General features: G+C 67.9%; 13 protein-coding genes. 1 reads left to right on the top strand and 12 read right to left on the bottom strand.

What is annotated here, in order from left to right:
* Positions 1-8: 8 nt before the first annotated feature.
* From HWX08_RS26080 to HWX08_RS26115, 8 genes are all read right to left on the bottom strand, one after another.
* Entirely contained in the window at positions 9-1097 is a 1089-nt protein-coding gene (locus tag HWX08_RS26080) for a FecCD family ABC transporter permease (RefSeq protein WP_174921639.1), read from the bottom strand.
* Positions 1098-1112: 15 nt separating this feature from the next.
* A complete protein-coding gene (locus HWX08_RS26085) occupies positions 1113-1985 on the bottom strand; it encodes a heme/hemin ABC transporter substrate-binding protein (protein ID WP_174921647.1) in 873 nt (290 codons plus the stop codon).
* Between the two features lie 32 nt (positions 1986-2017).
* A complete protein-coding gene (locus HWX08_RS26090; RefSeq protein WP_174921638.1) occupies positions 2018-3109 on the bottom strand; it encodes a hemin-degrading factor in 1092 nt (363 codons plus the stop codon).
* A 49-nt stretch (positions 3110-3158) separates the two neighbouring features.
* Entirely contained in the window at positions 3159-5426 is a 2268-nt protein-coding gene (locus HWX08_RS26095; protein ID WP_174921637.1) for a TonB-dependent hemoglobin/transferrin/lactoferrin family receptor, read from the bottom strand.
* Positions 5427-5663: 237 nt separating this feature from the next.
* A complete protein-coding gene (locus tag HWX08_RS26100; protein ID WP_174921636.1) occupies positions 5664-5891 on the bottom strand; it encodes a hypothetical protein in 228 nt (75 codons plus the stop codon).
* A 213-nt stretch (positions 5892-6104) separates the two neighbouring features.
* Complete coding sequence (locus HWX08_RS26105; RefSeq protein WP_069261247.1) at positions 6105-6488, bottom strand: DUF6232 family protein; 384 nt, start codon at positions 6486-6488, stop codon at positions 6105-6107.
* A 124-nt stretch (positions 6489-6612) separates the two neighbouring features.
* Positions 6613-6873 (bottom strand): DUF2866 domain-containing protein, encoded by a 261-nt coding sequence (locus tag HWX08_RS26110; RefSeq protein ID WP_011353838.1) that lies wholly within the window; start codon positions 6871-6873, stop codon positions 6613-6615.
* A gap of 206 nt (positions 6874-7079) precedes the next feature.
* Positions 7080-8237, bottom strand: coding sequence for a porin (locus tag HWX08_RS26115; RefSeq protein WP_069260863.1), 1158 nt, complete (start codon positions 8235-8237; stop codon positions 7080-7082).
* A 363-nt stretch (positions 8238-8600) separates the two neighbouring features.
* On the opposite strand from HWX08_RS26115, the gene HWX08_RS26120 reads away from it, so the two are divergent.
* Entirely contained in the window at positions 8601-9407 is an 807-nt protein-coding gene (locus HWX08_RS26120; RefSeq protein WP_174921635.1) for a MetQ/NlpA family ABC transporter substrate-binding protein, read from the top strand.
* Between the two features lie 141 nt (positions 9408-9548).
* Here HWX08_RS26120 and HWX08_RS26125 read toward each other — a convergent pair whose 3' ends face one another.
* The 4 genes from HWX08_RS26125 to HWX08_RS26140 form a co-directional block, all read right to left on the bottom strand.
* Positions 9549-10664 carry a succinylglutamate desuccinylase/aspartoacylase family protein gene (locus tag HWX08_RS26125; protein ID WP_174921634.1) on the bottom strand — a complete coding sequence of 372 codons (1116 nt, stop codon included), beginning with the start codon at positions 10662-10664 and terminating at the stop codon, positions 9549-9551.
* A gap of 226 nt (positions 10665-10890) precedes the next feature.
* The gene (locus tag HWX08_RS26130) at positions 10891-11673 is read right to left on the bottom strand and encodes an ABC transporter substrate-binding protein (RefSeq protein ID WP_069260860.1); all 783 of its coding nucleotides are present in this window, start codon (positions 11671-11673) and stop codon (positions 10891-10893) included.
* Between the two features lie 226 nt (positions 11674-11899).
* On the bottom strand, positions 11900-12820 hold the full coding sequence (locus tag HWX08_RS26135; protein ID WP_174921633.1) for a LysR family transcriptional regulator: 921 nt from the start codon (positions 12818-12820) through the stop codon (positions 11900-11902).
* A 148-nt stretch (positions 12821-12968) separates the two neighbouring features.
* Positions 12969-13916: a GlxA family transcriptional regulator gene (locus tag HWX08_RS26140; protein ID WP_069260858.1), complete on the bottom strand. Its 948-nt coding sequence runs from the start codon at positions 13914-13916 to the stop codon at positions 12969-12971.
* Positions 13917-14004: the final 88 nt, after the last annotated feature.

Consider the following 14004-nt stretch of genomic DNA (forward strand, 5'->3'; position numbering starts at 1 on the left):
CGAAAAGGTTAGCCGCCGAGTGCGCCGCGGCTCTTCCACAGCAGCGCGAGGAAAAACGGCGCGCCGAGCAGCGCGGTCAGCACGCCGAGCGGAATCTCGGCGGGCGCAGCAACAGTACGCGCGGCGAGATCGGCGGCAAGCGTCAGCAGCGCGCCGAGCAGCGCGGCGCCGGGCAGCACGATGCGCTGGTCGGGGCCGCACGCGAGGCGCACGCAGTGCGGCGCCACGAGCCCGATGAAGCCGATGATGCCCGCGCACGACACGAGCGCACCGACCGCGAGCGCGACCGCGACGAGCACGCGCCGCTTCAGTCGCTGCACGGGCACGCCGAGATGCAGCGCCTCGGTTTCGCCGAGCTGCAACGCATTCAGCGCGTCGCGTTCGCGCGCGAGCAGCACGCAGCCGATCGCGACACACGGCGCGACGGCCGCCAGCGCGGACCATTGCGCGCCGCCGAGACTGCCGAGGCTCCAGAAGGTCAGCGAGCGCAACTGCGCGTCGTCGGCGACGAACGTGAGCAGCCCGATCGCCGCGCCGACCAGCGCGTTGATCGCGATGCCGGCGAGCAGCAGCAGCGGCAGCGCGAGCCGGCCGCGTGACGCGGCAAGCCGGTAGACGAGCGCCGCGACCGCGAGCGCGCCGCCGAATGCGGCGACGGGCAATGCGGCCGCGCTCACGTGCGCGGCAAAGAGCGCGGGGCCGAGCACGATCGTCGTCGTTGCGCCGAGCGCGGCGCCGCTCGACACGCCGACGAGCCCCGGATCGGCGAGCGGATTGCGGAACAGCGCCTGCATCGCGGCGCCGGTCGCGCCGAAGCCGCCGCCCACCAGCAACGCGAGCGCGACGCGCGGCGCGCGAATATCGAACAGCACCGCGCGCGCCTGCTGCGCGGCCGCGTCGCCGGTCAGCGCGGCCCACGCTTGCGCGAGCGGAATGCGGTACGCGCCGACGCACAGCGCGGCGACGGACATCGCGCCGACGAGCACGGCGAGCGCGGCCAGCGCGAACGGGGCGAGGCGGCGCGACGTGCCGATGCGCGAGGCGCCGGAGCGCGACGCGGACGACGGTGCGGGAAAAGGCGAGGCGTGAGCGGGCATCGGGGTGGTCCGGAATCAGGCGAGCGCATCCGACAGGCGTCGGTGCAGGGTCGTGACGGCGAGCGGCAGGCGCGGGCCGAAGCCGAGCAGGAACAATGCGTCGAGCGATACGACGCGCTGCGCGCGGCCGGCCGGCGTCGCGCCGAAGCCGGGCGTGGACAGCAGCGCGGCGCGGCCGCCGACGGCCGCGAGCCCCTCGTCGGAGATCAGCACGACGTCGGGCGCGGCGGCTGCCAGCGCTTCGGTCGTCAGCGGCTTGTAGTGATCGAAACCCTGCATCGCGTTGCGCGCGCCCGCGTAGCGGATCATCGCGTCGGCGGCCGTGCGCTGGCCGGCGACAAGAGCCTGGTTGCCGGTGTGGTTCAGCACGAACAGCACGCGCGGCGGCTGCGCGCCGTCGGGCGCGCGGGCGGCGACTGCGTCGCGCGCGGCCTGCCAGTCGCGGTCGAAGCGCTGCAGCAGCGCAGCGCCCGCATCGCGCATGTCGAGCGCCTGCGCGACGCCGGTGATCTTCGCGCGCACCGATTCGACGTCGTGGCGCTCGTCGAACGTCGTCACCGCGACGCCGGCGCGCTTGACCTGCGCGATCGCAGTGGGCGGGCCGGCTTCCGCCGACGCGAGCACGAGATCGGGCCGCAACGACAACAGCCCCTCGGCCGACAGCGCGCGCTGGTAGCCGACTTTCGGCAGCCGCTTCGCGGCGTCGGGGTACGTGCAGGTCGTATCCGCGCCGACGAGCCGGTAGCGCGGCGTCTCGGCACCGCCGAGCGCGAACGCGGTTTCGGCAAGCGCGCCGCCGATCACGACCACGCGTTTCGGCGCTGCCTGCGCGAGCACGCTACCGGGCAGCGCGCCCGCGAGCGCGCCGGCCGCCGCGCCCGCCAGCATCGCGCGGCGGCGCGGATCGAACGATCGCGCGCTCACCGTGCGCCTCCGCGTGCGGCGGCCGGCAGCGTCGCGACGAGCGCGCGCCAGTCGTCGCGCTCGACCTTGCCGGGCTTGCGCTCGCCGAACAGCAGCGCGACGTGGTCGCCCTGCCGGTCAAACAGTTCGAGCGACGTGACGATGCCGTCGCTGGTCGGCTTCTTCACGACCCACGCGGCGGCGATGAGATCCTCGCGCACGTGCAGGTTGAAGCCCGGATCGAGCACGTTGATCCACGCACCGACCTCGCGCACGTTCGCGACGGGGCCCGTATGGATCTGGATCATCCCCGCGTTGCCGACGAACACCATGATCGGCTGGCCGCTCTGCGCAGCCTGTTCGAGCACGTGACGCAGCGCACGCGCGGTTTCGACCGGATACGCATACTGCGGATCGGCGAGCCGCAGCGCCTGCATGCGGCTCACGCCGAAGCGCCGGGTGATGCCGAAGAACTGATGCGTGTCGGTCATGGCGTCCCACGCGGCGCGAAAGCCCGCGACGTCGATCTCGGTATCGGCGCGCTCGGGCGTTTTCGGCGCGGCGGGCGCGATCTCGAGGCCCGGCTCCTGCGACGGCGCGCGCCAGCGTTCGACGAACGCGTCGTACGCGGCGTGGTCGCTGTGCGCGCGCAGATAGACCTTGTGGATCGCGTGGCCCTGTGCGTCGAAGAACTGCAGGCTCTTCAGCGGGCCGTGCGCGGTTTCGTCGCGCACCGCGAACGCCGACACCCAGTGCCGATAGAAGATGCGCAGGTCGATATCGCCGAGCGCGAGGCCGACGGGGCCGTCGTGGCTCATCTGCGCATATTCGCCGTCCTTTTCGTGAACGGCCGTGTCGTTGCGCGTCAGCGCCATCACGCGGCCGAGGCGCGGCATTTCCTCGAACATCGCCGGAAAGCGCGCGTCGAGGCGCACGACATGCTCGCCGACGAACGCGGCGAGCGCTTCGCCTTCGCTGACGCCGAGCGCCTGCGCGACGTCGCGGTTGCGCAGCTGGCGCTCGGTCTTGAGCTTGATGAACGCGTCGCGCAATGCGGCGGCTGCGCGGGCCGGCGTGGCCGGTTGACCGGGAAGGGCGGATTGCATCATGTCGGACTCCTTCAAGAATCGGTTGGGGTGGTTGCGCGGGCGACGCGCATCAGAAATCCACTTTCATGCTGACGGCGACCGTGCGGCCGGGCGACGAATACGCATCGAGCACCTGCGAATCGGCCGCGATGCCGCGCACGTCCGACCAGTTCCAGTATCTGCGGTCGAACAGGTTGCGGATGCCGATCGTCGCGCTCACGTGCTTGTTGAAGCGGTAGCCGCCGCGCAGGTCGACGACGAACGAGGACGGCGGCGTGAAGCACGCCTTGTTCGAACAGTCCGACTTGTCGACGTCCTTGTCGCGCTTCGAGGCCTGGAACAGCAGGTCGGTCTGCACGAACCAGCGTTCGCCCGGCTCGTAGCGCACGCCGAACACGGCCGAGAACGGGTTGACGGTGTTCAGCGGCTGGCTCGCGGCGCCGTCGTTCTGCGTCGAGCCCTTCGTGAACGCCATCGCCGTCTTCAGTGTGATGCCGTTGGGCATCACCCATTCGGCGCGGCCTTCGAGACCGTGGATGCGCGCGTCGGCGAAGTTCACGTACTGGAACACGAACGGGTCGACCGGCCGGCCGCTGCCGGCGATCGTCGTGCGCGAGATGAAGTTGCGATAGCGACCGGTGAACGCCGCCGCGCTGTAGCGCACGACGCCGTAGCCGGTGCCGGCCTTGCCGCGCAGGCCGGCTTCGAACGTGTCGCTGGTTTCTGGCTTCAGGTTCGGATTGCCGATCGACGTGTAGCCGTACACGGGGTTCGAGAAGCTGCTGTTCACCTGGTCCGGCGTCGGCGCACGGAAGCCGTGCGCGTACTGCACGTACGGAATGACCGCGGGCGTGATCTCGTAGAGCACGGCGACGCGCGGCGACAGTTCGTTCGCGCTCGTCGACACGGCCTTGCCGGTGAACAGCGGATCGTTTTCGGTCGGGCTCAGCCGGTACGTGTCGAAGCGCAGGCCCGGCGCGACGAGCAGGCGGCCGTAGCCGATCTGGTCCTGGACGAACGCGCCGAACAGCGTGTAGTCGGTGTCGGGGAACGCCTTGTTCGGGAACGCCTCGCCGACGCCCGGCACCGTGCCGTCGCGCAGGTTCGTCACGCGCGACACGCTGCCGTCGACGCCGTACAGCAGCTTGTGCGCGAACGGGTCGGTGGAGAAGCCGCTTTCGGCGAACGCGGAGCCGCCGAACGTGCGCTCCTTGTACTGGTTGTCTCGCGAACGCGAGGCGGCTCTGCCGCGCGTCTCGAACGCGTACTGGTCCTGCTTCGCGTCCTGGTAGTAGAACTGCACGTGTGCGGTCTGGAACCAGCGGAACGCGTCGTCGCGGAAGTCGTAGTCGACGCTGAAGCGGTTGCGTTCGAGCCGGTCGTAGGTCGTGAGGCCGAGCGTGGTCGGCGGGCTGATCGCCGACAGCACGTCGGTGCTCACGCGGCGCTGCACCGTTTCGGCGGTGAACCTGATCGTGTCGCGCGTGGTCGGCGTCAGCACGAGCTTGCCGAGCAGCGATTCCGAATAGACGTCCTGCGGGTTCGACGTGGTGCGCAGCGTGCTCGCCGAGTTGTTGCCGCCGCGCGTGTCGACCTCGTGGCCGCGCCGGCCGTCGGCGATGATCATCCCCTGGACGCGATCGTTGCCGCCCGCGGCCGACACGGTCGCGCCGATGCTGCGGTCGGTCGAGTCGTAGCTCGGCCGGAACGAGAAGTAGGTGGACTTGCCGTAGATCGACAGCAGGTCGCGCGGATCCTTCGTGATGAAGTTCACCGCGCCGGTCAGGCCATCGCTGCCGTAGAGCGCCGAGGCCGGCCCGCGCAGGATCTCGATGCGCTTGAGCGTATCGAGATCGGCGTAGTCGCCGCGCCCCGCTTCGAGCGGGCCGAATGAAAACGCGTTCGGCAGGCGGATGCCGTCTTCCATCAGCAGCACGCGATTGCCTTCGAGGCCGCGGATGTTGATGCTCGAATCGCCGTCGCGGCCGCCGCCGAGCGCGGCGCTGCCGGGCCGGTACGCGGTGCGGCGCACCGTGACGCCCGGCTCGTAGCGCAGCGCGTCCTTGATGTTGGTGGCCTGCTGTTCTTCGAGATCCTCGTCGGTGATCACCGACACGGACGCCGCCGTGCGGCTCGCGGCCGTGGCGGTGCGGTTGGCCGTGACGGTCACGGGGTCGAGCAGCGCCGCATCGGCGCGCGTGGACGCGGTGACGATAAGGCGGGAAGGCGGGGTGACGCGTTGCGGCGTCGAATCGGCGTGAGCCGGGGCGGCGGACAGGCCGAACGCGCCGAACAGTGCGGCACAGATCGGCCGCCGCGCCAGCGTATAGCAATGCACAGGTGGTCTCCCGTTGAAGATGACAAGCCCGAAGGCTGGCTGGGTGACGCGTTCACCTGGCTGGCCCGCCCGCGCACGAAAACGGCGGGCGGCGATTTGAAAGGCAACTGATAACTTTACCAGTGTAAATGAGAATTATTATCAATACAAGGATGCGAAGCGGCTCGTGCGGGCGAGCGCTCGCGGGCGCGGCTCCGGCGAGCCGCGGCGGGATATACGGGAAAAACGCGGGCCGGGCTACGCGAGCGCTTCGATGCGGATCAGCAGGTTGCGCGCATGCGCGATGAACGCATCGTGCGTCGCGCGATCGCCGTGGCCGTCGAGGCCGGCCTCTTCGGCGAACTTGATCTGATCGGTGTAGAGATCGACGAGCGCGCGGCGCGTGTCAGGGGGAAGCGCGCGGATCATCGACACGATCAGCAGTTCCTGCGCGCGAAGCGTGCCGGACAGCGTCTGGACGTTCATGCTGGCCTCCTCGGACGATGCGGCGCCACGCCGCTCTTTCCATACTAGGCGGTCGACGTACGCTGCGCAGGGATGATGCGGGGGAGGCAGAGAGGGAACGTGATCCGGCGAGGCAGGCGGCGATGCCGTTGCCGCGTCAAGCAATGCATCGCGGCGCGGGCGGGCACAGCGAACCGCGCGTGGAGTATCGAAGCGTGCAGGGGCCGAACGGAATCAGCCGGTCGTCGTTGCGGCCCGTGCATCGCGCACGACCTGCGCGACGCGTTCGACGAATTCGACATCGACGCTCGACAGCGCTTCGCGCTTGCCGTCGGGCATCTCGACCATCAGGCGATAGGTGACGTCCTGCGTGGTCCACGCGAGATAGCCGACGACGGCGAGCATCACGCCGACGACGATCGCGGCGCTCGACGAAGCAATGCCGCCCGCGACGGCGGCGGCCACGCCGATCAGCGAGATCAGCGACGGCACGAGACGGTTCTTCGGAATCTTGACGACATCGACCTGGCGGATGTCGCGCAGCGCGAATACTTGCCCCGCGACCGACAGGCCGTTGCGCGTGATCATCACGCCGCGTTCGTTGAATGCGTTTTCCATCGTGTGTTGCGTGGACGAAAACGCGAAGCGTAGCAGGTTTCGCTGCTGCATCAAACGAGACCGACTGCCGCACGAAGCGTGCGGCGCGGGCGGAAGGCGGGAAGCGGGTGGCGCGGGAATGCGTTCAGAACTGCAGCCGGCCGTCGCCGTAAAGCCGGCCCGGCACGTGCGACGCGACGACTTCGGCGATCTCTTCGTCGGTCGATTCGGCCGGCACGATCTGGCGCCGCGCGGGTGCATCGAGATGCATCGTCCATTCGACGAGACGATACGGCCGCCCCCACGGGCGCTGCATTTCGACCGATACGCGGCAGCTCTGGACCGGCATCGAGTGTTGGCACGTGAGAATCGCGTGCAGATGGCTGAAAACGGTATCTTCGATCATCATGGCCTCCGATTCTCTCTTCCGGGCAATCGATGGCGGCGCCGTCGGCATTTAAAAAAAAAGCCGCCGATGCTCAGGCGGCCAACAGGGGGGGTGAGAGCATCCTCTCAGCCCAGAATTAAGCGAAACTTAAAAGCACATAAAAAAGCGCCCCGCATGGAGCGGGGCGCTTCTTGCCGTCGTGATCCGCGAGTTAAGCGGATGCTTTAGAACTTGTGACGGATACCGATACGTGCGGCGATCTGGTTCTTCGAACCGGTACCCGACGTGTTGAAGTAGCTCGTGCTCGAGCCGATCTGCGCTTGCACGCCCTTGCCCGAAGCCTGCTGGTACACGACCAGGCCGTACACGTCCGTACGCTTGCTGAGTGCGTAGTCGGCGATACCGTTGACCTGGTTCCAGTGCCACGAGTTGCCGTTCTGCGTCGCGTTCGTGTACGTGTAGCCGACGCCGCCCGACAGCGCCGGGGTGAACGCGTACTTCGCGCCTGCTTCGTACGCGTTGTAGAACGTGCCGCCCGCGCCCGAAACGGTCGAGAACTGCGTACGCGTCCACAGCAGCCATGCCGTTGCCGGGCCCCAGACGTAGCGGCCGCCCACGCCGTACGTGCGCAGGTCGCGCACGTTGCCCGTGCTCAGGTTCGCGATCGTCGTCGAGAATGCCGGCGTCGACTGGCTCGGGAAGCGGATGTCCGTGTAAGCGGCGCCGAGCGAGAACGGGCCGTTCGCGTAGTTCAGGCCGAAGCTGTAGGCGCGCGACGAGCCTGCCGTCGTCGTCGTGCCCGTCGTCGTCGCGGGTGCGCCGGCGAAGTCCGTCGAGTTCGAGAAGCCGTACAACGCGCCGAACGTGAAGCCCGAGTAGTTCGCGCTCTGGAACTTCACCGCGTTGTTGATGCGGCTCGACGTGAGCTGGTCGATGTCGTTCACGTGGTACGCGTAGTTACCCGCGACCGTGTTGCCGCCCGTCGAGTAGTTCGAGCCGAGGATGTCGGTCGAGAACGAATACTGGCGGCCGAACGTGACCGTGCCGTATTGCGACTGGCTCAGGCCGACGTAAGCCTGGCGACCGAAGATCGCGCCGCCCTGACCGATCGTGCCGTTACCGCTGTTGAAGCCGTTTTCGAGCACGAAGATCGCCTTCAGGCCGCCGCCGAGGTCTTCGGTGCCGCGCAGGCCCCAACGGCTGCCCTGGGCGACGCCGTCGTCGTACTTGAACAGCTTGCCCGTGCCGCCGTTGGCGGTCTTGCTGTGGTTCACGTAGCTGATACCGGCATCGATGACGCCGTACAGCGTGACGCTGCTTTGTGCGTGTGCCGTGCCGGCCGTTGCTGCCAGGGCGGCGATGGTCAACAGTTTCTTGTTCAAAGGATTCTCCGAGCGAATGAATGGCGTGTCCAGTTGCGGTTCCGGCGCTCTCTACGGGCGCTTTCACGGACCGGCGGCAACTTTATCGAGGGGCCACGTAATGAATATGACAGCGACTGTCATATGAAGAATGTGTGGCGCCGATACGACATTGGGCCTGCTTGCCTACGGAACGTGCGCCTGTCCGTTCCCTGTGCAAGCAGGCCCTGAATTCTGCCCGGTTGCGTTGCCGGGAGTTATACCGAATTCGGCTGAGAATCGATCCGTATCGGGAATATGCACATGAAATAAGCTTGGTTGGCGGCGTTCCGGCCCCGTGCCACGATCCGTGCTCCAACAAACGACACGGGACGAGAGGACACCATGCGACGTTCATTCCTGACCGGCCTCGGCGCCCTTGCCGCGGCGCTGGCCTTCGCGGCGCCCGGCGCGCACGCCGACCCCCAAACGCTGAAGATCGGCACGATGAGCGGGCCGGACGCGCAGATCTGGACCGAGGTGACGAAGGTCGCCGCGCGCAACGGTCTCGCGATCAAGGTCATCGAATTCAACGACTACGTGCAGCCGAACGCGGCGCTCGATTCCGGCGATCTCGACGCGAACGGCTTCCAGCACCAGCCGTTCCTCGACAGCCAGATCAAGCAACGCGGCTACAAGATCGTCAACGTCGGGCTCACGTACACGGCGCCAATGGGCTTCTATTCGAAGAAGCTCAAGTCGCTGAAGGACCTGCCGACGGGTGCGAAGGTCGGGATCCAGAACGATCCGTCGAACGGCAACCGCGCGCTGCTGCTGTTGCAGAAATACGGCGTGATCAAGCTGAAGGCGGGCGCCGGCACGAACGGCGCGAACGCGACGCCGCTCGACGTCGTCGAGAACCCGAAGAAGATCAAGATCGTCGAGCTCGACGCCGCGCAACTGCCGCGTGCGCTGCCCGATCTGGATGCCGCGTCGATCAACACCGACTACGCGGTGAAGGCCGGGCTCACGCCGGTGAAGGATGCGATCGCGATCGAGGATCTGCGCGGGCCGTACGCGAACCTGATCGCGGTACGCGCGCAGGACAAGGACAAGCCGTGGGTGAAGAAGCTCGTCGCGGCCTATGAATCGGACGACGTGCGCAAGTTCATCGATCAGAAGTTCGGCGGCGCGATCGTGCCGGCGTTCTGAACGTCTTCCCGAAGCGGCCCGCCGATTGCCGGCTAGCCGCCAAGCAACGATCCGGAAAGCAAATCGCCCGCGCAAGCGGGCGATTTCGTTGGGGCGCGCGGGTTTGCAAGCGCGGCGCGACCCGGCGCGCGGGCCGGCCGTTCAGGCCGACAGCAGCGAGCCCGTGCGGATCGCGGTCGCGCCGGCGATCCGGGCGACTTCCATGCCGGCCGTCGCGAAGCGCACGATCTGGCGCGCGTACAGCACGCCCGACACGCTGCTCTTCAGCGTGACGACGCGATCGGTCAGCGGATCGACGATGTCGGCCACGGCCTGGCCGGCCTCGATCATCACGCCCACCGGCGTACGGAACACGATCACGCCCGACACGGGCGCGACGAGCGGATCGGTGCCCGCGAGCGGCGTGGCCGGATGCGCGAGCGGCGGCAGCGGCGCAGGCGTGCCGTCGACGATGCCTCGCTCGGTCAGGTATTCGACGATCGCCTGCGCATCCTTTTCGGCGAATTCGTACGACACGTCGCGCTCGCTGCGCAGTTCGACCGTGACGGAAATCGCGCCGTTCGGGATCGGGAAGCGGTCGCCGAAGCGGTTGCGCAGATCCGACCAGCAGAAGCTGTGGATCTCGTCGAACGGATTGCCGACCGAATTCAGCGCGAGCAGCGACGCCTGCGCGTCGAGATAGCGCGCGAGCGGCTCGACGTCGGGCCACAGATCGGGATTCGTGTAGAGGTGCATCACCGCATCGCTGTCGCAGTGCAGGTCGAGCACGATATCGGCGTCGAACGACAGCTTCTGCAGCGCGAGGCGCTGCGAGTCGAGTTCGGTGCGCGGCATCTGCTCGTCGAGCGCTTCGCGCATCGCGGTGCGTACGGCGACGAGGTTGTGCTGCGCGTCGTGCGTGAGGCGGCTTTCGACGCGCGGCAGCACGAGCGCCGCGAGATCGTAGAAATTGCGGTTGAAGTTCTGCATCGAGCCGAGCTCGAAGCGGCCGAGATGATCGCCGAACACGTGCTGCGACAGGCCGATCGGGTTCGGCACGGGCACGATGACGATTTCGCCGCGCAGCTTGCCGGCCGTCTCGAGCGCGGCGATCTTGCGACGCAGCAGGGTGGCGACCAGCATGCCGGGCAGCTCGTCCGCGTGCAGCGACGACTGGATGTAGACCTTCTTGCCACCGCGCGGGCCGTAGTGAAAGCTCGTGATGTGGCGCTCGGTACCGACGGCGGGGGAAATCAGCGGATGGGTCTGCGTTTGCATGATGGGGGAGTGCGGCGCAGCCGCGAATGATCCGGTGTGCGTGGAGGATCGATTGTACGTTGCCTTCCTCGCCGCCATCAAACCGGCGCCAGAACGTGCAGAATTTCGTTGAGAATCATTAGCTTGGCGCGGAAAAAATAATGCTTCCGGCGGCGCGCGCGCAAAAAAAACGGGCGCCTCGCGGCGCCCGTTCGGGGGGAGGCGGGGCGGGTGCCCGCCTCGCGGATTACTTGCCGTACACGTCGAAATCGAAGTATTTCTTCGCGATCTTGTCGTACGTGCCGTCCTTGCGCATGCCGGCGATCGCGCCGTCGATCTTCGCCTTCAGGTCGGTGTCTTCCTTGCGCAGACCGATACCGGCGCCGTTGCCGAGCGTCTTCGGATCGTCGATGTCCTTGCCGGCGAAATCGAAGTTCGCGCCGCGCGGGGTCTTCAGGAAGCCGATCTCGGCCTGCACCGCGTCCTGCAGCGCGCCGTCCAGACGGCCGGAGATCAGGTCGGCGTAGACCTGGTCCTGGTTCTGGTAAGGCACGACGTTCACGCCCTTCGACGCCCAGTACGTCTTCGCATAGGTTTCCTGGATCGTGCCCTGCTCGACGCCGACCGACTTGCCCTTCAGCGATTCGGCCGTCGGCATCAGGCCGGCGCCCTTCTTCGTGACGAGGCGCGTCGGCGTGTTGAACAGCTTCGCGGAGAACGCGATCTGTTCCTGACGCGCCGGCGTCATCGACATCGACGACAGCACGCCGTCGAACTTGCGGGCCTTCAGGGCCGGAATCATCCCGTCGAAGTCGTTTTCGATCCACACGCACTTCGCGTTCATGCGGCGGCAGATTTCGTTGCCGAGGTCGACGTCGAAACCGACAACCTTGCCGTCAGCGCCTTTCGATTCGAAAGGCGGGTAGCTTGCGTCGACGCCGAACCGCACGGTCGTCCAGTCCTTCGCGTACGCGCTGCCGGCCGATACGGCGAGCAGGGCCACGGTCACAGCCGCAAGAATCTTTTTCACTCGGTGACTCCTCGTTTTGTTCGATGGGTGCGCGGTTGTGCCGCGCCGTAAGCCTTCGGCCCGGCGCGGCTTCGCGTCGGGCTGTCCGTTTCGCCCACCCGATGCGGGCGCGCGACGTGCGCAAGATTATCAAGACAAAATACCGGCAGGGCGCCTAGGACAAGCCCCGATACCGGGCCCGGCGGCGGCGCGCAACGGGCGCCACCGTTTCACACACAGGAACGATTCAACCGAGCGTTTCGTTGACTGCACGCCGCAGGCACGTGACGAACTGCGTGACGGCGGGCGTCGGCAGCAGATCGCGCCGCGCGATGATCGACAGGTCGAAGCGCGGCATGCTTTCGTCGAGGTCGGCCGTGCGGATGCCGAGCGGCGCGACCACCGCGGCGAGCGGGCGCGTGAAGCAGCCGATCACGTCCGAGCGCGCGACGAGCCCGAGCGTCACCGCGAACGACATCGGCGAGCGCAGCAAACGTTTGGGCAGCGGCAGCCCGTGCGCCTCGAACATTCCGACCATCACACTGTGCGGAAACTGCTCGGCGCCGACGGTGACGATCCACTCGGCATCGAGCAATTCCTCTAACCGGCGTGCACGCGCGAGCGGATGACCTTCACGCATCACGACCGTGAATTCGGTCGACAGCAGCGGCGATTGCGTGAAATCGCGATCGAGCGCGGGCACATGGTGCATCGCAGCGATGTCGAGCGTGCCGTTGCGCAACTGCGCGAGGGCGTCGGGCACCGTCACTTCCTCGAGATGCAGGCTCACGTTCGGCATCGACTGGCGGAAGGCCGTCACCGCGCGCGGCAGGGCGGTCAGCGCGATCGACGGCATCGTGCCGACCGCGACGCGCCCCGACATCTCGCCTTTCACGTGCTCGACGGCCTCGACCGTGCGGCGGATGTCGCCGAGCAGTTGCTCGGCGCGCGGCAGCAGCGCCTGGCCGCATGCGGTCAGCTCGACGCCGCGCACGCTGCGCGCGAGCAGTTCCGCGTTGAGCGCCGTTTCGAGTTCGCGGATCGTATGCGTGATCGCGGGCTGCGTGACGCCGAGTTCGCGCGCGGCGGCGCGCAGGCTCTTGTGATGCGCGGCGGAGACGAACGCCTGGAGCTGCGCAATGTTCAGGGGATTGCGGATGCGGGTCATCGGTCGGGTCCGGTTGGCGCGATACGGTGGCGGGCGGCGGGGTGGGGCGGCATTCTGTAGCGATCCTGACGGTTGCGTGCGCAGGGTTGTGCGCCGCTGCGTGGACGTATCGCGAGCCGGCGCGCGGTGGCCGGCGACGAGGCGATCGTCACGAGCCGGACCGTGCGCGGAAGGTGTGACGATACCGCTGCGGCGACGTACCGACGATACGCGCGAAACGCTCGCGAAACGCGGTGACCGAGCCGAAGCCGGCCTCCGTCGCGACACGCTCGATCGACAGCTCCGTGACCTCCAGCAACTGCTGCGCATGCCTGACGCGCGCGGTCTGCAGCCATTGCCGCGGCGACGTGCCCGTCTGCTCGTGGAAGCGCCGCGTCAGCGTGCGCACGCTCGTCGATGCGCGGCGGGCCATCGCGTCGAGCGTGAGCGGCTTGCGCAGGTTGGCCTGCAGCCAGTCCATCAGGTCCTGCAGGCCGTCGCTGCCGCCCGGCCATTCCGGTGCGATGAACTGCGCCTGCCCGCCTTCGCGGACGCGCGGCGCCACCGCGCAGCGGGCGGCGTCGACGGCGACCGCCGCACCGTAGTCGGCCTGGATCATGTGCAGGCACAGATCGAGGCCGGCCGCCGCGCCGGCCGACGTCAGTATCTGCCCGTTGTCGACGAACAGCACGTTCGGATCGACCGTCACGCGCGGATGGCGGCGCGCGAGTTCGGCGGCCGCGAGCCAGTGCGTGGTTGCGCGCAGGCCGTCGAGCAGCCCGGCTTCCGCGAGCACGAACGCGCCGGTGCAGATCGACGCGATCCGGCAGCCGCGCGCGGCCGCCGTGCGCAATGCGGCCGTCACGTGGCGCGACGTGGGCGCGAGCGGCACCGACGTGCCGGGAACGACGATCGTATCGGCGTCGGCGAACGCATCGAGGCGAAACGGAGGCCGCAATTCGAACAGGTCGCCCGCGACCCGCGCGTGTTCGCTGCACACGCGCACGCGATACGGCTGCGCGACGTCGGGCGAACGCACGCGTGCGAACGTGTCGCATGCCATGCCCAGATCGAACGGGACGACATCGGGCAGGGCGAGAACGGCGACCGTATGCATGGCGTTCGGCGGCTTGGCCAGAATCCGTTGAAAGATGTCATTTTAGCCAATGGTCCGGAACGGCACCACACGCGACAATCGCAGCCGA

Origin of the sequence: Burkholderia metallica, from assembly GCF_902832845.1 — a bacterium.
Classification (GTDB): domain Bacteria; phylum Pseudomonadota; class Gammaproteobacteria; order Burkholderiales; family Burkholderiaceae; genus Burkholderia; species Burkholderia metallica.